Genomic DNA, 22325 nt, shown 5'->3' on the forward strand with positions numbered 1-22325 from the left:
ATGCGGTCCCCTTGCCGTTTCTAGATTGGCGCAGAGCTAGGCGTCGAGCTTGAGCAGGGGCTCGATGATTCTCGCCACCGCCTTGGAGGTCTCGCTGTCTGGGTAGACCTTGCTGTAGTCGAAACCCTCGTCGCCCGCGCGGGCAAGCTCGGGATCGAAGGGAATGCGGCCGAGGAACGGCACGCCCGTCTCCAGGGCCAGCTTCTCGCCGCCGCCGGTGTTGAATATCTCGTGCTGCTTGCCGCAGTCGGGGCAGACGAAGCCGCTCATGTTCTCGACGATACCCAGAACCTTGGCGTCCACGAGGCCCACGAAGGTGATGGAGCGGCGAACGTCGTCCACGGCCAGCATGTGCGGCGTGGTCACGATCACGGCCTTGGCCGAGGGGCTCAAAAGCTGCATCACGGTCAGGGGCTCGTCGCCCGTGCCCGGAGGGCAGTCCACGATCAGGTAGTCGAGGTCGCCCCAGGCCACGTTCTGGATGAACTGACGGATCACGCCGATTTTCACCGGCCCGCGCCAGATCACGGCGTCGCTGTCCGTGGGCAGCAAAAAGCCCGTGGACATGACCCACAGATTGCGCGCGTAGGGCACCGGCTCGATGGAGTTGTCGTTCATGCCGGGCTGCTGGCCCTTGAGGGACAGAAGACGCGGGATGGACGGCCCGTGCACGTCCACGTCGAGCAGGCCGACCTTCTTGCCCGCCTGGGCCAGGGACATGGCGATGTTCGCCGCCACCGTGCTCTTGCCAACGCCTCCCTTGCCGGAGAGGACCACGATCTTGTGCTTGATGCGTGAAAGGACGTTTTGCAGCTCTTTTTCCGCCTCGCTTGGGCCGCCGCAGGAATCTTTCTCCTTGGGCGAGCAGGACGAGGCCGAGGGACAGCCCGAACAGCTCTGACTCATATGAATTCCTCCAAAATGGTTCGTCTCGTTCAGGATCTGGCCTTGCCCGCCCGCGCCGTGCGCAGCCAGTCGTACCAGGCGTTCAGCCCTTCGCCGCTGCGGCACGAGACTGGGAATACGGCGATGTCCTCGTTCAATTTCTTGGCGTGGGCCGTGGCCTTTTCCAGATCGAAATCGACATAGGGCAGCAGGTCGGTCTTGTTCAGGACCATGACCGCCGAGATGTGGAAGAGCAGGGGGTATTTTTCGGGCTTGTCGTCGCCTTCGGCCACGGAGAGCAGGGCCACGTTGAAGTCCTCGCCCACGGAGAACTCGGCCGGACAGACGAGGTTGCCCACGTTCTCCACGAAAAGGATGTCGAGGCCGTCGAGGTCGATGGAGTTCAGGGCCTCCATGACCATGGAGCCGTCGAGGTGGCAGCCGCCCTCGGTGTTGACCTGCACGGCCTGGGCGCCGGTGGCGGCCACGCGGCGGGCGTCGTTGTCGGTTTGCAGGTCGCCTTCGATGACCGCCATGCGCATCTCGGGCGCGAGGTCCGTGAGGGTGCGCTCAAGCAGAGAGGTTTTGCCCGCGCCGGGCGAACTCATCAAGTTCAGGACCAGTATGCCCTTCTCGGCGAAGAGTTTCTTGAGTTGGCCCGCGATGCGGTCGTTGGCTTCGAGGATGTTGCGGACCACGGGTATCTGCATGGGAGCCTCCTATTCGGCCTCGATGTGGGATATGTGCAGTTCACGGCCGCCGATGACTTCGTGTCCGATCTGTTCGCCGCAGGCCGGACAGGGCGCGGCCACGGCCGCGAGATTTTCGGGTTCGAACTCCAGGCGGCAGCCGCCGCAGCGCATGCGCAAGGGAGCCTCTTGCATCGTAAGCTCGGCTCCAGCCAGTTCCGTGCCCTCGGTCATCACCTGCCAGGCGAATTCGAGGGCCTCGGGCACCACGTTGGTCAGCCTGCCGTGGACGACCGTGACCGCCAAGAGCCGGGTCACGCCATGGCGGCCCATCTCCTGGCGGATGATGTCCATGAGGCTTTGGACGACGGACATTTCGTGCATGGGTCAGGGCTATACCGGAACGAAAGCCAGGGGGCAAGGCATCGGGAGCCGCCCTTCCGCCCCCTTTTGTTTTTCACGTACCCGCTTGGAGTATCTTCCCGGTTTATTTGGTCTTGACTTCACGCGCCGTATCGCGTTCATTCCCCGCAGCAAAAGCCCCGGCGGAAGCGCTAGTTGCCGCTTACGAGGTTTTTCACGCCGTTGACCCGAAAACGCGGGCCGTTCCATCCAGGATGGGAGTAAGGCCTGACGCGCGCCCCGAAAGGAGTCCGGTCATGTACGTCGGTCTGAAGATGCTCAAGAAATTCGTCACCGCGACGCCCAAGACCCTGGTCAAGGACGCACGCCGCCTGCTTGAGGAGCAGCGGCTGTGGATGCTCCTGGTCATGGAGGGCGACCGTCTCGTCGGCTACGTGAGGCTTGAGGATATCATGGCCGCGCTGCCGTCCATCATGACCACGCTCGAAAAGCACGAACTCAACTATCTGCTTTCCAAGCTGACCGTGGAAAAGATCATCAGGAAGGACATCACCTCCGTCTCACCGACCATGGACATCGAGAGCGCCGCCAAGATCATGCACGACAAGAACTTGGCGGGCCTTGCCGTGGTTGACGACGATACAGGCAAGCTCCTTGGCTACATCAACCGTTCCGTGATGCTCGAAGTTCTGGTCGAGGAAATGGGGCTGCTCGCGGGCGGCAAGCGTATCGTCTTCGAGGTTGCGGACCGGCCAGGAGTGATCCACGAGGTTTCCGGCATTATCGCCCAAAAGGGGGTGTCCATCATCTCCACGGGCACTTTCTTCCACGAGAACCGGCGCATGGTCGTCATCCGCGTGGCCACCGAGGATGAGTCGCCCATCGCGGCCGCACTCCAGGAACGGGGCTACAAACTGGTCACGGCCGCGGATTTTGTGGGGGAGTGGCTCTAGCATGCCCATGCTCTCCGTCGACAAGGTGACCCTGACGTTCAAGGGCATCGCCGCCCTGATGGATGTGAGCTTCTCCATCGAGGAGGGCAGCATCTGCTCGCTCATCGGCCCCAACGGCGCGGGCAAGACGAGCATGCTCAACTGCATCTCCGGGCGCTACACCCCGGATTCCGGAAGCATCACCCTGAACGGCCAAGACCTCCTGCGCATCCCGGCACACCGCCGCACCCGGCTTGGCCTCTCGCGCACGTTTCAGAACATCGCATTGTTCAAGGGCCTCTCCGTGCTCGACAACCTCATGGTCGGCCGCCACGCCCGCATGGACTACGGCATTCTGGCAGGCATGCTTTATTTCGGTCGCGCGCGGCGCGAAGAGGACGCCCACCGCCGCCGCGTGGAGGAGATCATCGACTTTCTGGGGCTCTCGCCCTACCGCCACCATCCCGCGGGCAAGCTGCCCTACGGCGTGCAGAAGCGCGTGGAACTCGGGCGGGCCCTGGCCGCCGAGCCGCGCCTCGTGCTCCTGGACGAGCCCATGGCGGGCATGAACCTGGAGGAGACCGAGGACATGGCCCGCTACATCCTTGATCTCAACGAGGAGTGGGGCGTCACGGTCTTCCTGGTGGAGCACGACATGGGCGTGGTCATGGACATCTCGGACCGCGTGGTGGTCCTGGACTTCGGACAGGTTCTGGCCGTGGGCGCGCCCGAGGCGGTGCAGGCCGATCCGGCCGTGGTCGCGGCCTATCTGGGCAGCGAAGACGCCGCCTTCCTGGGGCGATAACGTTATGGAAACGGATCTACGTCAATGTCGAAATCGTATGACACGACTCTGCCGCGTCTCCTCGCGAGAAACGCGGCGGCGCACGGGCGGCGCACCGCTCTGCGCGAGAAGGAATGGGGCATTTGGCAGTCCCACTCCTGGGAAGACTACCTCCGCCTGACCTCCGAATTCGCCGCCGGCCTTAAATCCCTGGGGTTCGGGCCCGGCGACGTCATCGTCCTCATCGGCGACAACAGGCCCGAATGGCTGTGGGCCGAACTGGCCATCCAGGCCTTGGGCGGAATCGCGCTCGGGCTCTACCAGGATGCCCCGGCCGAGGAGATCGGCTACGTCTTCGAGCTGACCGGCGCCAGGCTCGTGGTCGCCGAGGATCAGGAGCAGGTGGACAAGATGCTCGACCTGCGCCAGGGAGCGGCGGCCAAGCTCGAATACATCGTCTATCACGACGCCAAGGGCATGGCCTCCTATGACGAGCCCGGGCTCATGCACTTCGACCGCGTGCGCGAGGCGGGCAGGGCCGAGGCCCACCGCTTTGGTGAATGGATCGAGGAGCGCGACCCGGACGAGGTCTGCCTCATCGCCACGACCTCGGGCACCACGGGACGGCCCAAGCTGGCCATGCTCTCGCACCGCAACATGCTCTCCATGGCCGCCAACCTCGGCGCGGTGGACGAGAAGCGCGCGAGCGACGAGTTCGTCTCCTTCCTGCCCCTGGCCTGGATGGGCGAGCAGATGATGGCCGTGGCCTCTGCGCTGCTCTTCGGCTTCTGCGTCAATTTTCCCGAAGAACCCGACACCGTGCAAAACGACATCCGTGAGATCGGTCCGCACGTCATCTTCTCGCCGCCGCGCGTCTGGGAGAACATGGCCGCCACGGTGCGCGTCAAGATTCTCGAGACCACGCCCTTCAAGCGCTGGTGCTACAATTTCTTCATGCCGCTGGGCGAGGCTCATGCCGACGCGCTCTTCGCGGGCAGGCGGCCCGGACTCTTCCTGCGCCTGGGCAGGGCGCTTGGGCAGCTTCTGCTCTTTCGTGCGCTCAAAGACAACCTCGGTTTCTCGCGAGTGCGTTCGGCCTCTACCGGCGGCGCGGCCCTTGGCCCGGACACTTTTCGCTTCTTCCACGCCATCGGCGTGAACCTGAAGCAAATCTATGGCCAGACCGAGATCGCGGGCATCTCCTGCATCCACCGCGACGGCGAGGTGGACTTCACGAGCGTGGGCAGCCCCATCCCGGAGACCGAGATCATCCTTTCGGAGGAAGGCGAAATCCTTTCCAGAAGCGCGGCGGTCTTCAAGGGATACTTCAAGAACGAGAAGGCCACGGCCGAGACCATGCAGGACGGCTGGCTGCGCTCGGGCGACGCGGGCTTCTTCGACGACCGGGGCAGGCTCGTGGTCATCGACCGCCTGAAGGACGTCATGCAGCTCGCCTCGGGCGAGCGCTTCTCGCCTCAGTTCCTGGAGAACAAGCTCAAGTTCAGCCCCTATGTGCGCGAGGCCGTTGTCCTTGGCCATGAGCGCGATTTCGCGGCGGCCATCGTGTGCATCGACTTCGACATCGTGGGCCGCTTCGCCGAATCGCGCATGCTGACCTATACGACCTACCAGGATCTCGCGGCCAAGCCCGAGATATACGACCTGATCCACGACGAGATCGCGGCCATCAACGCGCAGTTGCCCGAGGCCCAGCGCATCCGGCGCTTCGCACTGCTCTACAAGGAACTCGACGCCGACGACGGCGAACTGACGCGTACCCGCAAGGTGCGGCGAGGCGTGGTTTCCGAGCGTTACGGCGCGCTCGTCGAGGGGCTGTACTCCAAGGCCTCGGAAGTGGCCCTGAAGACCGAGATCCAGTATCAGGACGGCCGCGTGCGGGGCATGTCCGGGACAATCGCCCTGCGGGGCGTGGCCTGAGGGAGAGGGCGTGGAATACTATCTGCAACTGTTCATCAACGGCTTGGTCATCGGCTCCATCTACAGCCTGGTGGCCCTTGGCTTCGTCATCATTTACAAGGCCACCAAGGTGGTCAACTTCGCCCAGGGTGAGATGCTCATGGCCGGAGCCTACATGTGCTTCGCCCTGACCGTGCAGGCGGGCATCCCGTTCCTGGCCTCGTTCCTGCTCACCCTGGGCTTCTCCATCGTCCTGGGCCTGTGCATCGAGCGATTGATTCTGCGGCCCATGATCGGCGAGCCCATCATCAGCGTGATCATGGTCACCATCGGCCTGTCCAGCGTGCTCAAGGCCGTGGTGCAGTTTTTCTGGGGCACGGACATCCGTGTCTATCCCCAGGTGCTGCCCAGCGATCCGGTCTTCGTGGCGGGCGTACCCGTGGCTCCGGTCTACATCGCGGCCTTCGTGCTCGCGGCCTTGCTTTTCGTGGCCTTCTCCGCTTTCTTCAAATATTCGCGCATGGGCATCGCCATGCGGGCCACGGCCTTCGACCAGCAGGCCGCGCAGTCCATGGGCATCGGCATCAAGAACATCTTCGCCCTGTCGTGGTGCATCGCGGCCGTGGTTTCGAGCATCGGCGGCATCATCCTGGGCAACATCAACGGCATCAACATCCAACTCGGCCAGTTGGGGCTGAAAGTATTCCCGGCCGTGATCCTGGGCGGCCTGGACAGCCTGCTCGGCGCGGCCATCGGCGGTCTGGCCATCGGTGTCCTCGAGAACATCTGCGGCGGATTGGCCCGAGACCTGTTCGGCATCTCGGGATTCCGCGAGGTCGCGGCCTTCATCTTCCTGGTCATAATCCTGATGATCAAGCCCTATGGGCTCTTCGGGACCAAGCACATCGAGCGGGTGTAACATGCAGGGCTCGTGCGGTCTTTTCCATACCTCCTACGCCGGCGAGGCCGGGCTGTTGCAGACGCGCTTCCAGAAGCTGCGCTTCGGCCTCTTCCTGCCGCTGTACTGTCTCGCGCCGCTGTTCATGGACGCCTACGACCTCTCGGTGCTGATCATGATTCACGTGGCCATCGTGGGCGCGGTCTCGCTGAACCTGCTCACTGGCTTCTGCGGCCAGATCTCGCTCGGTCACGGAGCCTTCATGGGCGTGGGGGCCTATGCCGCCGCAGTGGCCACAAATTCCGGGCTGCCGTTTTTCCTGGCGCTGCCCTTGGGCGGCTTCGCGGCCGCTGCCGTGGGCATGTTCTTCGGCATTCCCTCGCTCAGGCTCAAGGGCATCTATCTGGCTATCGCCACACTGGCGGCCCAGATCATCATCGAATACGTGCTGCTGCACTGGGATTCGGTGACAGGCGGCTCCAACGGCCTGCTCGTGGCCTCGCCCGAGATTCTCGGGCTGGCTTTCGACGACGAGCCCATGCACTTCTACCTGACCTTCGGCGTGGCCGTGATCGCTGTGCTGGCCGTGGCCAACATCGTACGCACCCGCATGGGCAGGGCCTTCGTCTCGGTGCGCGACTTCTATCTCTCGGCCGAGATTGTTGGCGTGAACCTCTTCACCACCAAGCTCACCGCCTTCGGCGTCAGTTCGTTCCTCGCCGGAGTCGCGGGCGGGCTGTGGGCGCACTACGTGATGTACATCACCCCGGAGATGTTCGGCATCGGCCTGTCCATCAGCTATCTCGCCATGATCATCATCGGGGGATTGGGCAGTGTGCAGGGCGCGGTCTTCGGCGCCATCTTCATCACCTTGCTGCCCGAAGTGCTCACGGCCGTGACCCAGGCGCTCAGCACCACCATGCCCGGCCTCTCCGAGTCCGTGATGGCCATGAAGGAAGGCATCTTCGGTCTCGTGCTGGTGCTCTTCCTGATCTTCGAGCCCGAGGGGCTCGCCTATCGCTGGCGCTTGTTCAAGGCCTACTGGAAACTGTATCCCTTCGCCCACTAACGAAAGACAGGAGGAAGGAGCCATGACCTCGGCCGGACTGCTGCTAGCGGGGACCGCCCCGCAAGAGAGAGTTCACGGACAATCGCGGACAAGGCCCCTGGCCCCACAAACGCGCAACGCATCGAGGATATCGTCATGAAAAAATATCTCATCATTTGTCTTGCCGCCTGCATGCTGTTGGCCGCCAGCGCGGCCATGGCCGCCGACAAGACCATCAGGGTCGGCGTGCTGGCCGCCCTTTCCGGCCCCACGTCCGACGTCGGCCCCTCCTACGCCAACGGCATCCGCGACTGCGCCAACTGGCTGAACGAAACCAAATACGTCCCGGGCCACACCTTCGAGATCATCCTCCAAGACTACGCCTACAACGCCCAGCAGGCCATCACCATCTACCGCCGCTTCACCTCCAAGGACAAGATCGTGGCCCTGCAGGGATGGGGAACCGCCGACACCGAAGCCTTGACCCAGTTCGTGGCCAGGGACCGCGTTCCGACGCTCTCGGCCTCCTACTCGGCCCACCTGACCGATCCGTCCAAGACGCCCTACAACTTCTTCATCTCCACGGACTACACCACCCAGCTTCGCGGCGGCCTGCAATACCTGCGCGACGCCTGGACCGAGTCCCGCGCTCCGCGCCTGGCCCTGATCTACCCCGACCACCCCTACGGCAAGGCCCCCATCGCGGGCGGCAAGGCCTTCGCCCGGGAGATCGGCTTCGAAGTCGTGGGCGAGGAGACCGTGGCCCTCGGCGCGCTGGACGCCACGGCGCAGCTTCTGGCCGTGCGCGACATGAAGCCCGACTTCGTGTGGATCGGGGGCACCACGTCCTCCACGGCCGTCATCCTCAAGGACGCCAAAAAGCTCGACTTCAGCCCCACCTTCCTGACCAACATCTGGGGCGTGGACGAGAACATCTTCAAGCTCGCCGGCGACGCGGCCGAAGGCGTCTACACCTTGCAGGCCTCGGCCGTGTACGGAGCGGACGTGCCCGGCATGAAGATCATCGAGCAGGCCACCAAGGGCGAGCCGCAGATGACGCACTACATCCGTGGTTTCGCCTCTATGCTGGTCATGGCCGAAGGGGCGCGCGTCGCCGCCGCGAAGGGGAGCGTTACCGGCCCGACCCTGAAGGACGCCCTTGAGACGCTGCGCGACTACGATCCCATGGGGCTCGTGCCGCCGGTCAGCTTCTTCCCCGACGACCACAGACCGAGCATGTCCGTCATGATCTACCGCATCGAGAACGGTGAGTTCGTGCTCAAGGGAACCCCCACCCTGCCGCGCAAGGCCGAGTGGCTGGGCAACTAGGGGAGGCCGCTTGAACCTGCTCAGCGTCGCCAACATCGAGGTCGTGTACAACGACGTCGTCCTGGTGCTGAAGGGCCTCTCGCTTGGCGTCGAGGAGGGCCGCATCACGGCCCTCCTCGGAGCCAACGGCGCGGGCAAATCCACCACGCTCAAGGCCATCTCCGGGCTTTTGGCCAGCGAGAACGGCGAGGTCACGGACGGCTCGATCATCTACGACGGCACGAACATCCTGCGGCAATCGCCCGAGAAGACCGTGCGCCAAGGCATCTTCCAGGTCATGGAGGGGCGTCGCGTGTTCGACGACCTGACCGTGGAGGAGAACCTGCGCTGCGGGGCGTTCACCCGGCCGTCCTCGGAATTCGCCGAGCGCCTGGAACGGGTCTATGCCTATTTTCCGCGCCTGCGCGAGCGCCGCACCCAGCTTGCTGGCTACATGTCGGGCGGTGAGCAGCAGATGCTGGCCATCGGCCGTGCGCTCATGGCGCGGCCCCGGCTCTTGCTCCTCGACGAGCCGTCGCTTGGCCTTGCGCCCATGCTCGTGGAGGAGATATTCGGCATCATCAAGACCATCAACGAGCAGGAAAGCACGACCATCCTGCTTGTGGAGCAGAACGCGCGCGCCGCGTTGTCCATCGCGGGGCACGGCTACATCATGGAGAACGGTCGCGTGGTCATGGACGGGCAGGCCCAGGCGCTTTTGAGCAACCCGGACGTGCAGGAGTTCTACCTGGGCATGGGGCATGGCGGCGAGAAGAAGAGCTACCGCGACGTCAAGCACTATCGGCGGCGCAAGCGCTGGCTCGGATAGCAGACTGCCCCAAAAACACCATCTGCCGCGTTGCCGCGAAAAGTTCAAATCCTCGCGTATTCGTGATACGCGTCGGCCTTGAACTTTTCTTGCGCCTTGCATCTGGCGCTTTTTGGACAGTCTGCAAAATGGTGTTGTTCAACGATCTCAAAAAGCATGAATGCAAAGCGGAAAATTTTTCGTTCACACGGCTTCGTCGCTGGGGCCAACTGATGGGTATGCCGTACTGACAACTCGGGGCGCGAGATTGGTGCATGGTTTCTGCTCCGGGCAACAACCGAGGGAGACGGACGATGAGCGTTGATCGCGAGCACGGCTACTGGTCCGAAACGGAGACTCTGGCGCCCGAGGCCAGACGCGAGGTGCAGTGGGAGACGCTGAGAGGTCTCGTGGCCCACGCGGCCGCCTCGTCCGCCGAATTCAAGGCCCGCCTGGAACGCGCCGGAGCCAGACCCGAAGACGTGCAGAGCCTCGACGACTTTCATGCCCTGCCGGTGCTGCCCAAGAAGGATCTCATGGCCGCGCAGCAGGCGTCCGGCCGGGGCGTTCTCGGCGGCATGGTCGCGGGCGGCTTGGGCTCCCTCTCGCGCATCTACCAGTCGCCCGGTCCGATCTACGATCCCGAAGGCAAGGGGCCGGATTACTGGGGCTTCGCCGAGGCCTTCTACGCGGCCGGGTTTCGGCCCGGCGATCTGGCCCAGAACACCTTCAGCTACCACCTGACCCCGGCCGGACTGATGCTCGAAGAGCCGCTTCGGGCCATCGGCTGCGCGGTCATCCCGGCCGGACCCGGCAACACCGAAAAGCAGATCGAACTCATGACCGCGCTGCCCGTGACCGGGTTCGTTGGCATGGCCAGCTATCTTCGCGTCATCGCGGAGAAGGCCGTGGCCATGGGGCTTCAGCCGCGCGAGCATTTCAACCTGCGCACGGCCTTCGTGGCCGCAGAGCGGCTGCCCGAGAGCCTGCGCCGCGAGGTGGAGGAACTCTTCGGCATGCGCGTACGCCAAGGTTACGGCACGGCCGACGTGGGCTGCATCGCCTACGAATGCTCGCATCTCGGCGGCATGCACCTGACCAACCGGGGCTTCGTGGAGATCGTGGACCCGCAGACCAAGCGCCCCGTACCCGTCGGAGAGACCGGCGAGGTCGTCTTCACGCCCTTCGTGCGCGAATATCCGCTCATCCGGCTCGCCACGGGCGACCTCTCCTACCTCGTGGCCGAGCCCTGCGCCTGCGGCCGCACCTCCATGAAGCTCGGGGCCATCGTGGGCCGGGTGGACGACACGGCCAAGGTCAAGGGCCAGTTCATCTATCCCTCGCAGGCGGCGCAGGTCGTGGCCCGCTTCCCCGCCATATCCTGCTGGCGCATCCGTGTGGACAACCCCGGCGGCAAGGACCGCCTGACCGTCTGCCTGCGCGCGGGCGAAGGCTTCGATGCGGCCGCCTTCGCCAAGGCGTTCCAGGACGTCTGCAAGCTCAGGCCGGAGGTCGAACTCCTCGACGCCGACCTGCCCGAAGGCTGCGCCAGGCTCGTGGACGAGCGCACCTTCGAATAGAGGAGCGGAGCATCGGGGAAGGGGAGAGGAAGACCCCTCTTGCAAGAGGGGTCTTCCTCTCCCCTTCCCCGAACCCCATCCCCTCTCCTTTCCCCAGAAACTTTTGTCTCGCTTCGCGGCAGTGAGCAGGAGAATGTTCGTTGTCGGCACTTTGCGGCGCGTTCAGGGCGGGAGCAGGAGGTTGCGGGAGTGGCGGCACGCCGCCACTCCCCGAGAGGTCGGTGACAAGCTCTGTTCTTTCAGGCCGTTCTAGCAGGCGCAGCCGCTGGAGCTTCCGCCGCTGCAGCCTCCGCCGCATCCGCCTTGCGGAAGCACAAGCGAGGAGGTGAGCCGAAAGCCCATGGGGCCCATGTCGATGTGGATGGGGGAGGCGTCGGCGAGGAGATTCTTCTCGACCACGAAATCGAAGCCCGCGAGTTCGACGCTGGTGTCGGCCTCGGTCGCCTCGTCCAGGGCAAGCCCCAGGAACGGGCCGGAGCAGCCGCCCTGATTCAGGTAGATGCGGATGGAGCTTTTTTCCTTGTCCTGGAAGTAGGCGTCGATGTTGCGTTTCGCTTCGTCGCTGATGGTGATCATGAAGGCCTCCGAAAGGGTTGTGTGTTGTAAATAAAAAAGCGCGCGGTTTTGGGGCCGCGCGCTTTCGTGTCGATGCAGGTCCGAATGCCCTAACAGGCGCAGGATCCTCCGCTGCTTCCGCAGCTCGATCCGCATCCGCCGCCGCCCAGCTGCAGGGACGAAGTCACCTGGAAGCCGAGGTAGGACATGTCGATCTTGATGGGCTGGGCTTGGCCGTAGAGTTCTTTGTCCACGACAAAGGTGAAGCCCTCGGTTTGAACCTGTTCGTCGGTATCACGCGGCTCGTCCAGAGCCAGCGAAAGCCTGGGGCCAGCTCACCCGCCCGTTGCCAAATAGACTCGGATGGGAGAGAGTTCCTTGTCCGCGAAGTACTTGTCGAGTTGGTCCTTCGCGGGCTTGGTCACTTCGATCATCAAGCTCCTCCTGGTGCGGATACGCACCGCATTCACGTAACTGCCAAAGAACACTTGTCAAGGAAGGCGCGGAAAAAAACAAGCCTTGTTATGTATTTCACAATGTTTTTCGTTGCTTTGTCGATCCTTCCCGCTTGGATTTTTCGTACAGGGAAATTGAAATTTTTTTCGAAGCGGCGTAGGGCTGTTTTTTTCATCGCGAGGCATGCATGAACACAACCACCGTCATCGCCACCTCGGCCGAGTTCGAGAACGTCCTCAAAGATCTGGCCGAAGCCATTGCAAAGCGCCACCCCGAGGGCCGCGATCTGGCGCTCGTGGGCATCCAACGCCGGGGCGCGGACATCGCTGCCCGGCTCAAGGCCCTTCTCGACGAACGCTTCGGCGTGCGCCTGCCCCTGGGCAAGCTGGACATCAATCTTTATCGTGACGACTGGACGAGTCTGCAGGTGCAGCCGTCCATCCAGTGCACCGAAATTCCCTTCGACGTCTCCTCGGCCATGATCATCCTGGTGGACGACGTGCTCTTCAGCGGCCGCACCATCCGCGCCGCCATGGAGGCCGTGCTCGATTACGGCCGCCCTCGGCGTCTTGAGCTTCTCGTGCTCGTGGACCGGGGGCATCGCGAGTTGCCCATTCAGCCCGACTACGTGGGCGCGCGCGTCGAGACAGCGCTTGCCGACCGCGTCAACGTGCTGGTGCGCGAACGCGATGGCGAGGACGCCGTCCAGGTCATCCGGGCCTGAGGCGTCGGCCGGATCATCCCATGACGGATCGCGGTCCGGCAGCCGGGGCGGGCATTGTGCCCGACGCCGACATCCGCCTTGCCCTGGCCAGACGGCAGTTCAACGCGGGCGAATACTTCGCCTGCCACGAAACGCTTGAGCGGCTGTGGATCGAGGAGCGCACGGCCGTGCGCGACCTCTACAAGGGCATCTTGCAGATCGCCGTGGCCCTGCATCACGAAGGCGGGGGCAACCGGCGCGGCGCGCTGCGCCTGCTGCAAAGCGGCCAGACCCTGATCGAACCTTTCGCGCCCGCCTGCCAGGGCCTCGACGTTGCCGGGCTGCTCGTCCAAGCCCGGGCCTGCCGCGCGGCCTTGGACTGCGCCGACTCTGAAAAAGTCCTGTCAGCAGCGTGCGTGATCATGCTGCACGCAGCCCCCTGATATGGCATCGAAGAATCTGGTTCATGGGCCGCGCGCAACATGCCGCCGCTGCCTGGGGCAGTGAGGCTCTCGACACATGTTGCTCGAGACGATCCCGATCTGGCTGCGCCTGATGATGCTGGGCGCGCTTTGGTTCAGCATGGCCCAGGTGTTGATCAAGACGCTCGGCCAGACCCTGCCGTTCATGGAGATCGTCTTTTTTCGGGGCCTTTGGGGCGTCGGCTTGTCGCTTTTCATGATGCGGCGCGCGGGCGTGGCTGGCGCCGGGCGGCGCAAGGGGCTCTTGCTCACGCGCGGCCTGCTGGGCTTTCTGACCATGTCCGGCAGCTTCTACAGCCTGACGGTGCTCTCGCTGTCCGACGCCATCACGCTCTACTACCTGCATCCGGTCTTCGCGGCGGTTTTTTCGTCCATGCTCGGCCGCGAGCGATTTTTCGGCCGCACCGCCCTGGCCCTGGTGATCTCGCTCGCGGGCGCGCTGTGCATCGCGCGTCCTGCCTTCCTTTTCGGCCTGAACGGTCCCGCGCCCGATCCCTTGGGCGTGGCGGCAGCCCTGGTCTCGGCCGTCTGCGGCGGGGCGGTCCTGGTTTCGCTGCACGAACTCGGCCGCACCGAGCATCCCCTGGTGCCCACGCTGTGGGTCAGCGTCTGCGCGGTCTCGCTCTCGCTTGCGGGCGCGCTGCCGGTCTGGCGTTGGCCCGTGGGCTGGGAGTGGCTCCTGATCGCGGGCATCGGCGTTCTCACGCAGCGCGCGCAGCTCGACATGACGCGCGGCCTGGCCATCGAGCCCGCGGGCCGGGCCTCTGTGGTGGGCTACTCGCAGATCATCCTGGCGGGGATATGGGGGGCGGCGCTTTTCGCGGAGACGCCGCATTGGAGCTTCTACCCAGGTGCTGCGCTGATCATTCTCGGCTCGCTCGTCTCCACCTTCGGCGCGAAAAAGCCCGCGCCGGTCAAGCCCATCGCCTGCACCACGGTGCGCCCGCCCTCTGAATCGGACGACCATAAGCCGCAGCCTTGAAATACCAACGGCCGGTTGCGCCGCCTGTGCGCCTCCGGCCGTTGCGGCATCTTGCTGGAAACAGAAAAAACGGGCTGTTGCCCCAGTCTTGCAGGCCGTTCATAAAGCGCTAGATGCAAGGCGCAAGAAGATTTCAAGACCGAAGCGTATCAAAGAATACGCGAGGGTTTGAACTCTTCGCGGCAACGCAGCAGATGGCGCTTTTTCAGCGGCCTGAACTTAGATCACGATTTGCGTGCCAATACCCGAGTCGGTGAACAGTTCGAGCAGGATCGAGTTCTCCACGCGGCCGTCGATGATCTGCACCTTCTCCACGCCGTGCTCCACGGCTTCGAGGCAGCACTTCATCTTGGGAATCATCCCGCCCTGCACCGTGCCGTCCTCGATGGCCTGGACCGCCTGAAGCCGCGTGAACGATGGCACCAGCTTCTTGTCCTTGTCCAGCACGCCCGCCACGTCCGTGAGCAGCATCAGCCGCTTGGCGCGCAACGATGCGGCCACGGCCCCGGCCACGGAGTCGGCGTTGATGTTGTAGGTCTCGCCGTTCTCGTCCACGCCCACGGGCGCGATGACCGGGATGAAGCCCTCGGTCTGCAGCGAGCGGATCAGGGCGTTGTTCACCGCCGTGACCTCGCCCACCTTGCCCAGGTCGATGATCTCGGGCGGGGCGTCCTTGCGCTCCAGCACCATTTCGAGCTTGCGCGCGGAAAGAAGCTGGCCGTCCTTGCCCGAAAGGCCCACGGCCTTGCCGCCATGCAGGTTGATGAGCCCCACGATCTGCTTGTTGACCTTGCCCACGAGGACCATCTCCACCACGTCCATGGTGGCCTCGTCGGTCACGCGCAGGCCCTGGCGGTATTCGCTCGCGATGTTCAGCTTGGCCAGCATGTCCTTGATCTGCGGGCCGCCGCCGTGGACGATGACCGGGTTGATGCCCACGTACTTGAGGAGCATCACATTCTGCGCGAACTGGCGCTTCAATGTCTCGTCCACCATGGCGTGGCCGCCGTACTTGATGACGATGGTCTTGCCGTGGAACTGCCGGATGAACGGCAGCGCCTCCATGATGATCCGGGCCTTGTCCTGGGCCGTGAGACAGGCGTTCATGCGTCGGCTCCTTGCTGGGTGGAGAATGCGTGCTGGTGCATCGTCTCGTTCGTCGTTCGCGGGCGGTCCCGTCTACAGGATGTAGCGCGACAGGTCGCGGTCCTCGCGGAAGTCGGCCAGGGTCTTGCGCACGTAGTCGCGGTCGATGCGCACCTGCTGGCCCGAGCGGTCCGGGGCCTCGAAGGAGAGGTCGGTCAAGAGCCGCTCCATGATCGTGTACAGGCGGCGCGCGCCGATGTTCTCGGTCTCGCGGTTGATCTCCTCGGCTATTTCCGCGATCTCGCGCAGCGCCTCGTCGTCGAACTCGATGCTCAGTCCCTCGGTGGCGAGCAGGGCGACGTATTGCACGGTCAGGGCGGCGCGCGGCTCGGTGAGGATGCGGTAGAAGTCTTCGGCCCCGAGGTCGGTCAGCTCCACGCGCAGGGGAAAGCGGCCCTGCAGTTCGGGGATCAGGTCCGAGGGCTTGGCCGTGTGGAAGGCCCCGGCGGCGATGAACAGGATGTGGTCGGTCTTGATCATGCCGTATTTGGTGTTCACCACGCAGCCTTCGACCACGGGCAACAGGTCGCGCTGCACGCCCTCGCGCGAGACGTCGCCGCCCTGGCGCTTGCTCTCGCCCGAGCAGATCTTGTCGATCTCGTCGATGAACAGGATGCCGGATTGCTCCACGCGCAGGCGGGCCGTCTCCATGACCTTGTCCATGTCCACGAGCTTCTCGTTTTCCTGCTGCACGAGCAGGTCATAGGCCTCGCGCACCTTCACGCGGCGACGCTTCTTTTTCTGGGGAAATGCCTGCGAGAGCATGTCGCGGATCTGCGAGCCCATGTCCTCCATGCCGGGCATGGAGAGGATTTCGAGCTGCGGCCCGCCCTGCACGGAAACGTCGAGTTCCACCTCGCGTTCGTCGAGCCTGCCTTCGCGCCACATTTTGCGGAATTTCTCGCGCGTGGAGGCCGGGTCGATGGGCGCGGATTCGCCCGAGGGCGATTCGGGCGGGCGGCTGCCGGGCAGCAGCAGGTCGAGCAGCAGATCCTCGGCGTGCTTTTCGGCCAGCACCTTGACCTTGGCCGCCTCCTCTTTCTTGACCATGTTCACGCCGATTTCCATCAGGTCGCGGACCATGGACTCCACGTCGCGGCCCACGTAGCCCACCTCGGTGAACTTGGTGGCCTCGACCTTGAAGAAGGGCGAGCGCGAGAGCTTGGCCAGTCGGCGGGCGATCTCGGTTTTGCCCACGCCGGTCGGGCCCATCATGATGATGTTCTTGGGCGCGATCTCGTCGCGCAGGTTCGGGTCGATGCGCATGCGCCGCCAGCGGTTGCGCATGGCGATGGCCACCATGCGCTTGGCCTCGGCCTGGCCGATCACGTGCCGGTCGAGTTCGGAGACGATCTCGCGCGGGGTGAGCGAGGTGGCGGTCTCCTGATATTCGGCGACGCCGCGCGAAAGGGCGGAGCCCAGGGATGATTTGATGTGCATGGTCTATTCCGCTTGCAGGGTCTCGATGACCAGGTTGTCGTTGGTGAAGACGCAGATTTCGGCCGCGATGCGCATGGCCGCCTCGGCCGTCTCGCGCGAGGAGAGCTTCGCGTGGCGCGCCAGGGCGCGCGCGGCGGCTAGGGCGAACGGCCCGCCCGAGCCGATGGCCGCGAGCCCGTCGTCGGGCTCGATGACGTCGCCCGTGCCCGAAAGCATCAGGATCTGGCGGCCGTCGCTGGCCAGGAGCATGGCTTCGAGGCGTCGCAGGTACTTGTCGGTGCGCCATTCCTTGGCCAATTCAACGGCGGCGCGCGAAAGATTGCCCTTGTATTGTTCCAGCTTGGACTCGAAACGCTCGAAGAGGGTGAAGGCGTCGGCCGTGGACCCGGCGAATCCGGCCACGATACGGTTCTTGTAAAGGCGGCGCACCTTGCGCGCGCCGTGCTTGACGACCACGCTCTGGCCGAGCGTCACCTGGCCGTCTCCGGCCAGGGTCACGCCGCGCTCGTCGAGCACCGCCAGGATGGTCGTTCCTTTCATGATTGACTGATCGCTCATGCGTTCTCCAGGGGCGGGTCGCCCAAAAGCGTTTTCGCGGCCGTGACGAAGGCGTCGTGGGCCGCTTCGGAAAACAGGATCATGGCCGCCTCGCATACGAGACCGGCCGCAATACCGGCCGAAAGTCGCCCGACGGCGACGGAGGCGGCCGAATCTAGCGGATAGCCGTACGCTCCGCAACTGATGGCCGGAAAGGCGACGTTGCTCAAGCCGTGCTCCGCCGCCAGGGCGAGGGAGGCATCGTAGGCCGAGGCGAGCAGCCTCTCCTCGTCATGCCCGCCGCCATGCCAGATGGGGCCCACGGTGTGGATGACCCAGCGGGCTTTCAGTCTGAAGCCCGGCGTGATCACGGCCTGGCCGGGCGGCAGCGGGCCGCGCTTCGCCACGATGGCCTTGCAGGCGGCCAGAAGCTCGGGGCCGGCGGCGCGGTGGATGGCGCCGTCCACGCCGCCTCCGCCGAGCAGCGACGAGTTGGCCGCGTTGACGATGGCCTCGTGCTCCGCCAGGGTCAGGTCACCCATGGCGACGACGAGCCTGCCCTGGCCGATGATCCAGGCGGGTTGCCTGTTCATGGCGTGTCGAAAGCCGTGTCGAAGGTTTTCGCCCAGGACGGGTCGATGCGCGGCCCGAGAACGAACAGCGCGGCCTCGTCCAGCCTGGAGAGACTCGCCGCCGCCTCGCGCACGTCGTCGAGACTCACGGCGGCGATGCGTCCCGCCGCCTCCTCCACGGACACGGGGCGGCCGTGCAGGGCCACGTTGCGCGCCTGGCGCAGCATGCGCTCCTCCGTGGATTCCGCGCCGAGCAGCACCAGGCCGCCCAGGTGATCCTTGGCGCGCGAGACTTCCTCTTCCGTGATGCCGCCCTCGGCCACGTCCCGCAGTTCGTGGCGCAGCACGTCGAGAAGCTCGCCCGTGCGGTCGGGGCTGGCCGCGGCGTAGACTTCGAGCAATCCGCAGTCGGTCAGGCAATGCGGGCTCGTGGAGATGGTGTAGGCCAAGCCGCGTTTTTCGCGCACTTCCTGGAAGAGGCGCGAGGACATCTGGCCGCCGAGCAGGGCGGATAGACAGGCCACTGTGTAGCGTGAGTCATGGGTCAGGCCGACGGACGGAAAGGCGAGGATGACGTGGCTTTGCTCGACGTCGCGTTCTATGGCCGATGAGCGTGGCGTGAAAAGCGGCGGCGTGGGCTGCGGCGTCTTGGGGCCGGATTCAAGGCGCTCGAAAAGGCGGGCCGCCGCGCGTGTGAAGGCTGCCGGATCGACGGCCCCGGCCGCCGAGACGATGATCCGCTCCGGCCTGTGCCACTGCTCGCGCCAGGAGCGCATTCCCTCGATGGTGAAGCCGCGCACGGACTCCTCGGTGCCCAGGATCGGATGGGCCACGGCTGGATCGCGCCACACGGCCTGCCAGAAATGTTCGAAGACGAACTCTTCCGGCGTCTCCTCGACAGCAGCGATCTCCTGGAGGATGACGTTCTTTTCGAGCTCCAGCTCCGTTTCGTCGAGCAGCGGATTGACGACCATGTCGGACAGGATGTCGAAGGCCTCGTGCAGGCCGCTATCCACCACGCGCGCATGAAAGCAGGTCTCCTCGCGGCCGGTGAAGGCGTTGGAGAGTCCGCCCAAGCGATCCAGGGCCATGGCCAGTTCGAGGGCGGATCGGCGGGGCGTGCCCTTGAAGGCCATGTGCTCCCACAGATGGGCCGCGCCTTCGCGTCCGGCGTCCTCCTGGCGCGAACCGGAGGTTATCCAGATGCCGACCGAGGCGGAGTGGACGTGGGGCATAGGTTCCACGATCACGCGCAGTCCGTTTTCAAGGCGCGTCAGGCCCAAGGTCTCGGGCGGAACGATAGGGATTGGCTTTGTCATGCGTCACCGTGATGAAATGGAGGTTCGGTGCGTTTGGCCGTTGCTCGGGCGCGCTGTCGTCCGGGGCGGTCGGGTTTTCGTCATCGCCAGAATTCGGCCCGGGCGGAATGCGCTTCGGCGAAATCCTCCAGGGCCTTCTTGTCCGCCTCGGTTGTGGCCAGGCGGTCGGCCTGCTGGCGCTGGAATTCCGTCTGACGTTTGTCGTTGCGGTAGAGTGCGGCATAGGCCAGTTGCAGGTGTCCCTGGAAGGCGTTGCCGGAATTGCCGTAGAGGCGACCGAGATGCTGCCTGACCTCCGGGTCTTCGGGGAGCCGCTGTTTGACCCGCTCCATGTAGTCGAGGGCCTGGGCGAACTGTTTGCGCTCGCCCAGAAGCCGCGCATAGTAGAAGAGCGACATGGCGTCGCGCGGGTTGACCACCACGGCCTTTTGCAGCAGTTCGCCTGCGCGGTCGAAATCTCCCGTCTGGAAGTAGAACCTGCCGGATTCGCGCAGGTAGAGCGAATCGTTTGGCGCGCAGGCCAGAGCCTCTTGGTAGCGTTCGCGGGCCTCGGTCATGCGGTTCAGACGTTCGAGCAGGATGGCGTTGCCCAGGCGGTCCGTGCAGGTCCATTCGGATTGCGGCTTGTTGTCGTAATACCCCATGGCCAGCGTCGTGTCGGTGTAGCGGGAGCGGATGAGCATTTTCACGCGCAGGAAACGGTCGTCGTCCTCGGCGCGGTTGCGAATTTCGGCGGGTAGAAGCTCGACGCGGGAGGAGATGTAGTCGATGCGTTCGGGAAGCCCGGGGTGAGTCGAGAGGTAGGTGGGGATGTCACGTCCCGCGAACCACTGTTTGCGGCGCATGATCTGAAAGCCGCGCACGAGCCCCCAGGGGTTGTAGCCCGCACGGATGAGGTAGTTCATACCTACTTGGTCGGCTTCACGTTCGTTTTCGCGGCTGTAGGAGAGCATGGCGCTGTGTCCGGCGGCCTGGGCTCCCACGGCCAAGGCCGCTCCGGTCTGACCGCCCCCGAGGAAGGCGGCCGCGATGGCCCCGATAAGCGAGGCCGGACCGATGATCCGCGACTTCTGGATGCGGTCGGCCAAGTGGCGCTGGGAGACGTGCGCGAATTCGTGAGCCATGACGCCCGCAAGGTCGGATTCATGCTCGAATTCAAGGATCAGGCCGGAGAAGAAGAATGTATAGCCTGCTGGTCCGGCAAAGGCATTGAGCATGTTGCTGCGGACGACTTCGGCGTTGATGTCGAAAGGCTGGGGTGGCATAGCGGCCTTGATCCGGTTGGCCATGTCGTGGATGTAGCCCTGGATTTCGGGGTCTTCGATAATGGGCAGTTGAGCCCGGACGGCGAGGTTGAACTTCTGGCCGAGTTCGATTTCGTCGCGCACGGTGAACTCGAAGATGGCCCGCGACGGCGTCGCCGTGAGGAACACTAGCGCGGGAACGAGCAGGGCGGCGAATACGAGGGTCGCCAAAAGGATGTTCGAGAGACGTGTCGGCTGCATTGCGGCGATTTTTGGTTCTCCGGGCCTTACAAGACCTTCCATACCTTAACCACCGGATACCCAAACGTAAAGGGGGGCTTGGAGCCCCCCTTTGCGACCGGGACATTCCCGGCGTGCCGACGCGTCCGGCTAGCGATTCATGATGTTTAGGAATTCGCTGTTGTTTTTGGTGCCGCGCATCTTGCCCAGCAGGAACTCCATGGAATCTATGGAATTCATGGGTGAGAGTACTTTGCGTAGGATCCACACTCGGTTCAGGACTTCCTCGGGCAGCAGGAGTTCTTCCTTACGGGTGCCGGAGCGATTCATGTCGATGGCGGGGTAGATGCGCTTCTCGGCCAGATGACGGTCGAGGTAGATCTCCATGTTGCCGGTACCCTTGAACTCCTCGAAGATGACTTCGTCCATGCGCGAGCCCGTGTCAATCAAGGCAGTGGCGATGATGGTCAGGCTGCCGCCTTCCTCGATGTTGCGGGCCGCGCCGAAGAAGCGCTTGGGGCGCTGCAGGGCGTTGGCGTCGAGGCCGCCCGAGAGGACGCGCCCGGAAGACGGCGTCACGGCGTTGTAGGCGCGGCCCAGGCGGGTGATGGAGTCGAGCAGGATGACCACGTCGCGCTTGCGCTCGACAAGGCGCTTGGCCTTTTCGAGGACCATCTCCGCGACCTGCACGTGGCGCTGGGGCGGCTCGTCGAAAGTGGAGCTGACCACTTCGGCGCGCACCGAGCGTTCCATGTCCGTGACTTCCTCGGGCCGCTCGTCGATGAGCAGGACGATGAGGTAGACTTCGGGATTATTGGCGTTGAGGGAGTTGGCGATGGTCTGCAGGAGCATGGTCTTGCCGGTTCGCGGCGGGGCCACGATCAGGCCGCGCTGCCCTTTGCCGATGGGGGCGAGCAGATCGATGACGCGCGAGGAGTAGTTCTTGTCCCCGTTTTCCATGACGAACCGCGCATCCGGATAGATGGGCGTCAGGTTGTCGAAGAGGACGACGGTCTTGGTGGCCTCGGGCGGGGCGAAACAGATGGTGTCCACGCGCAGGAGCGCGAAATAGCGTTCCCCTTCTTTGGGCGGTCGGATCTGGCCGGTCACCACGTCGCCGGTGCGCAGGCCGAAGCGTCGAATCTGCGACGGTGAGACGTAGATATCATCAGGGCCGGGCATGTAGCTGTACATGGGAGAGCGGAGAAAACCGAATCCGTCCGGGAGGATTTCGAGCACGCCCTCGCCGAAAATGGCCCCGTTCTGCAAGGCGCAGGCCTGTAAAAGGGCGAAAATGAGCTCCTGCTTGCGCATGTTGCTCGGGTTTTCGACCTTGAACTCCGTGGCCAACTCCATGAGTTCGATCATGCTCTTGAGCTTCAATTCGGAGAGATTCATGGGTTGTCCTCTGGATGGCGTCTCGGCAGACGACTCGAC

Annotated in this window: 23 protein-coding genes; 11 read left to right on the forward strand and 12 right to left on the reverse strand. The window is 64.3% G+C overall.

Annotated features, from left to right (window positions below; genetic code table 11):
* Window positions 1-36 precede the first annotated feature (36 nt).
* Genes DSAT_RS10510 through DSAT_RS10520 form a run of 3 tightly spaced genes read right to left on the reverse strand, consistent with a single transcriptional unit; the run spans window position 37 to window position 1958 of the window.
* The gene (locus DSAT_RS10510) at window positions 37-906 is read right to left on the reverse strand and encodes an Mrp/NBP35 family ATP-binding protein (protein WP_020887494.1); all 870 of its coding nucleotides are present in this window, start codon (window positions 904-906) and stop codon (window positions 37-39) included.
* A gap of 29 nt (window positions 907-935) precedes the next feature.
* Window positions 936-1595 (reverse strand): hydrogenase nickel incorporation protein HypB, encoded by a 660-nt coding sequence (gene hypB / locus DSAT_RS10515; protein ID WP_020887495.1) that lies wholly within the window; start codon window positions 1593-1595, stop codon window positions 936-938.
* A 9-nt stretch (window positions 1596-1604) separates the two neighbouring features.
* On the reverse strand, window positions 1605-1958 hold the full coding sequence (locus DSAT_RS10520; RefSeq protein ID WP_020887496.1) for a hydrogenase maturation nickel metallochaperone HypA/HybF: 354 nt from the start codon (window positions 1956-1958) through the stop codon (window positions 1605-1607).
* Window positions 1959-2233: 275 nt separating this feature from the next.
* Here DSAT_RS10520 and DSAT_RS10525 point away from each other — a divergent pair, with 275 nt between their 5' ends.
* The 8 genes from DSAT_RS10525 to DSAT_RS10560 all read left to right on the forward strand — a co-directional run bounded on the left by DSAT_RS10525 (window position 2234) and on the right by DSAT_RS10560 (window position 11212).
* Entirely contained in the window at window positions 2234-2890 is a 657-nt protein-coding gene (locus DSAT_RS10525; protein ID WP_020887497.1) for a CBS domain-containing protein, read from the forward strand.
* Window position 2891: 1 nt separating this feature from the next.
* The gene (locus tag DSAT_RS10530) at window positions 2892-3674 is read left to right on the forward strand and encodes an ABC transporter ATP-binding protein (protein WP_020887498.1); all 783 of its coding nucleotides are present in this window, start codon (window positions 2892-2894) and stop codon (window positions 3672-3674) included.
* Between the two features lie 24 nt (window positions 3675-3698).
* On the forward strand, window positions 3699-5591 hold the full coding sequence (locus DSAT_RS10535) for an AMP-binding protein (RefSeq protein ID WP_020887499.1): 1893 nt from the start codon (window positions 3699-3701) through the stop codon (window positions 5589-5591).
* A 10-nt stretch (window positions 5592-5601) separates the two neighbouring features.
* Window positions 5602-6489: a branched-chain amino acid ABC transporter permease gene (locus tag DSAT_RS10540; protein WP_020887500.1), complete on the forward strand. Its 888-nt coding sequence runs from the start codon at window positions 5602-5604 to the stop codon at window positions 6487-6489.
* 1 nt (window position 6490) lies between these two features.
* Window positions 6491-7537 carry a branched-chain amino acid ABC transporter permease gene (locus tag DSAT_RS10545; RefSeq protein WP_020887501.1) on the forward strand — a complete coding sequence of 349 codons (1047 nt, stop codon included), beginning with the start codon at window positions 6491-6493 and terminating at the stop codon, window positions 7535-7537.
* Between the two features lie 135 nt (window positions 7538-7672).
* A complete protein-coding gene (locus DSAT_RS10550) occupies window positions 7673-8845 on the forward strand; it encodes an ABC transporter substrate-binding protein (protein ID WP_020887502.1) in 1173 nt (390 codons plus the stop codon).
* A gap of 10 nt (window positions 8846-8855) precedes the next feature.
* On the forward strand, window positions 8856-9653 hold the full coding sequence (locus tag DSAT_RS10555; protein ID WP_020887503.1) for an ABC transporter ATP-binding protein: 798 nt from the start codon (window positions 8856-8858) through the stop codon (window positions 9651-9653).
* A gap of 293 nt (window positions 9654-9946) precedes the next feature.
* Window positions 9947-11212 carry a phenylacetate--CoA ligase family protein gene (locus DSAT_RS10560; RefSeq protein ID WP_020887504.1) on the forward strand — a complete coding sequence of 422 codons (1266 nt, stop codon included), beginning with the start codon at window positions 9947-9949 and terminating at the stop codon, window positions 11210-11212.
* Window positions 11213-11461: 249 nt separating this feature from the next.
* Here the strand turns inward: DSAT_RS10560 and DSAT_RS10565 are convergent, their stop codons facing one another.
* Together DSAT_RS10565 and DSAT_RS15785 are read right to left on the reverse strand one after the other, a co-directional pair.
* Complete coding sequence (locus tag DSAT_RS10565) at window positions 11462-11788, reverse strand: IscA/HesB family protein (protein ID WP_020887505.1); 327 nt, start codon at window positions 11786-11788, stop codon at window positions 11462-11464.
* Window positions 11789-11877: 89 nt separating this feature from the next.
* A complete protein-coding gene (locus tag DSAT_RS15785; RefSeq protein WP_235695943.1) occupies window positions 11878-12201 on the reverse strand; it encodes an IscA/HesB family protein in 324 nt (107 codons plus the stop codon).
* A gap of 209 nt (window positions 12202-12410) precedes the next feature.
* Here DSAT_RS15785 and pyrR point away from each other — a divergent pair, with 209 nt between their 5' ends.
* The 3 genes from pyrR to DSAT_RS10585 all read left to right on the forward strand — a co-directional run bounded on the left by pyrR (window position 12411) and on the right by DSAT_RS10585 (window position 14390).
* Window positions 12411-12947, forward strand: a complete 537-nt coding sequence (gene pyrR, locus DSAT_RS10575) for a bifunctional pyr operon transcriptional regulator/uracil phosphoribosyltransferase PyrR (protein ID WP_020887507.1) — start codon at window positions 12411-12413, stop codon at window positions 12945-12947.
* A gap of 20 nt (window positions 12948-12967) precedes the next feature.
* Complete coding sequence (locus tag DSAT_RS10580; RefSeq protein WP_020887508.1) at window positions 12968-13369, forward strand: DUF309 domain-containing protein; 402 nt, start codon at window positions 12968-12970, stop codon at window positions 13367-13369.
* A gap of 76 nt (window positions 13370-13445) precedes the next feature.
* A complete protein-coding gene (locus DSAT_RS10585; RefSeq protein WP_020887509.1) occupies window positions 13446-14390 on the forward strand; it encodes a DMT family transporter in 945 nt (314 codons plus the stop codon).
* Window positions 14391-14609: 219 nt separating this feature from the next.
* Here the strand turns inward: DSAT_RS10585 and argB are convergent, their stop codons facing one another.
* The 7 genes from argB to rho all read right to left on the reverse strand — a co-directional run bounded on the left by argB (window position 14610) and on the right by rho (window position 22286).
* Entirely contained in the window at window positions 14610-15497 is an 888-nt protein-coding gene (gene argB / locus DSAT_RS10590) for an acetylglutamate kinase (protein ID WP_020887510.1), read from the reverse strand.
* 72 nt (window positions 15498-15569) lie between these two features.
* Complete coding sequence (gene hslU / locus DSAT_RS10595; protein WP_020887511.1) at window positions 15570-16976, reverse strand: ATP-dependent protease ATPase subunit HslU; 1407 nt, start codon at window positions 16974-16976, stop codon at window positions 15570-15572.
* 3 nt (window positions 16977-16979) lie between these two features.
* Window positions 16980-17516: an ATP-dependent protease subunit HslV gene (gene hslV / locus DSAT_RS10600; RefSeq protein ID WP_040371180.1), complete on the reverse strand. Its 537-nt coding sequence runs from the start codon at window positions 17514-17516 to the stop codon at window positions 16980-16982.
* Window positions 17517-17530: 14 nt separating this feature from the next.
* A complete protein-coding gene (locus tag DSAT_RS10605; protein ID WP_020887513.1) occupies window positions 17531-18106 on the reverse strand; it encodes an O-acetyl-ADP-ribose deacetylase in 576 nt (191 codons plus the stop codon).
* Complete coding sequence (locus DSAT_RS10610) at window positions 18103-19404, reverse strand: M16 family metallopeptidase (protein WP_020887514.1); 1302 nt, start codon at window positions 19402-19404, stop codon at window positions 18103-18105. The genes DSAT_RS10605 and DSAT_RS10610 overlap by 4 nt, the downstream gene beginning before the upstream one ends.
* An 80-nt stretch (window positions 19405-19484) precedes the next feature.
* A complete protein-coding gene (locus DSAT_RS10615; RefSeq protein WP_152490303.1) occupies window positions 19485-20909 on the reverse strand; it encodes a beta-barrel assembly-enhancing protease in 1425 nt (474 codons plus the stop codon).
* A 129-nt stretch (window positions 20910-21038) separates the two neighbouring features.
* Complete coding sequence (gene rho / locus DSAT_RS10620) at window positions 21039-22286, reverse strand: transcription termination factor Rho (protein WP_020887516.1); 1248 nt, start codon at window positions 22284-22286, stop codon at window positions 21039-21041.
* Window positions 22287-22325: the final 39 nt, after the last annotated feature.

The organism is Alkalidesulfovibrio alkalitolerans DSM 16529 (genome assembly GCF_000422245.1).
Classification (GTDB): Bacteria; Desulfobacterota; Desulfovibrionia; order Desulfovibrionales; family Desulfovibrionaceae; genus Alkalidesulfovibrio; species Alkalidesulfovibrio alkalitolerans.

Coding starts and splice junctions, on each gene's coding strand:
- DSAT_RS10535 (WP_020887499.1), top strand. CDS start 3,699: ATGTCGAAATCGTATGACACGACTCTGCCGCGTCTCCTCGCGAGAAAC.
- DSAT_RS10520 (WP_020887496.1), bottom strand. CDS start 1,958: ATGCACGAAATGTCCGTCGTCCAAAGCCTCATGGACATCATCCGCCAG.
- argB (WP_020887510.1), bottom strand. CDS start 15,497: ATGAACGCCTGTCTCACGGCCCAGGACAAGGCCCGGATCATCATGGAG.
- DSAT_RS10610 (WP_020887514.1), bottom strand. CDS start 19,404: ATGACAAAGCCAATCCCTATCGTTCCGCCCGAGACCTTGGGCCTGACG.
- hslU (WP_020887511.1), bottom strand. CDS start 16,976: ATGCACATCAAATCATCCCTGGGCTCCGCCCTTTCGCGCGGCGTCGCC.
- hypB (WP_020887495.1), bottom strand. CDS start 1,595: ATGCAGATACCCGTGGTCCGCAACATCCTCGAAGCCAACGACCGCATC.
- DSAT_RS10550 (WP_020887502.1), top strand. CDS start 7,673: ATGAAAAAATATCTCATCATTTGTCTTGCCGCCTGCATGCTGTTGGCC.
- DSAT_RS10615 (WP_152490303.1), bottom strand. CDS start 20,909: ATGCAGCCGACACGTCTCTCGAACATCCTTTTGGCGACCCTCGTATTC.
- DSAT_RS10545 (WP_020887501.1), top strand. CDS start 6,491: ATGCAGGGCTCGTGCGGTCTTTTCCATACCTCCTACGCCGGCGAGGCC.
- DSAT_RS10580 (WP_020887508.1), top strand. CDS start 12,968: ATGACGGATCGCGGTCCGGCAGCCGGGGCGGGCATTGTGCCCGACGCC.
- pyrR (WP_020887507.1), top strand. CDS start 12,411: ATGAACACAACCACCGTCATCGCCACCTCGGCCGAGTTCGAGAACGTC.
- hslV (WP_040371180.1), bottom strand. CDS start 17,516: ATGAAAGGAACGACCATCCTGGCGGTGCTCGACGAGCGCGGCGTGACC.
- DSAT_RS10525 (WP_020887497.1), top strand. CDS start 2,234: ATGTACGTCGGTCTGAAGATGCTCAAGAAATTCGTCACCGCGACGCCC.
- DSAT_RS10565 (WP_020887505.1), bottom strand. CDS start 11,788: ATGATCACCATCAGCGACGAAGCGAAACGCAACATCGACGCCTACTTC.
- DSAT_RS10530 (WP_020887498.1), top strand. CDS start 2,892: ATGCCCATGCTCTCCGTCGACAAGGTGACCCTGACGTTCAAGGGCATC.
- DSAT_RS10560 (WP_020887504.1), top strand. CDS start 9,947: ATGAGCGTTGATCGCGAGCACGGCTACTGGTCCGAAACGGAGACTCTG.
- DSAT_RS10510 (WP_020887494.1), bottom strand. CDS start 906: ATGAGTCAGAGCTGTTCGGGCTGTCCCTCGGCCTCGTCCTGCTCGCCC.
- rho (WP_020887516.1), bottom strand. CDS start 22,286: ATGAATCTCTCCGAATTGAAGCTCAAGAGCATGATCGAACTCATGGAG.
- DSAT_RS10605 (WP_020887513.1), bottom strand. CDS start 18,106: ATGAACAGGCAACCCGCCTGGATCATCGGCCAGGGCAGGCTCGTCGTC.
- DSAT_RS10585 (WP_020887509.1), top strand. CDS start 13,446: ATGTTGCTCGAGACGATCCCGATCTGGCTGCGCCTGATGATGCTGGGC.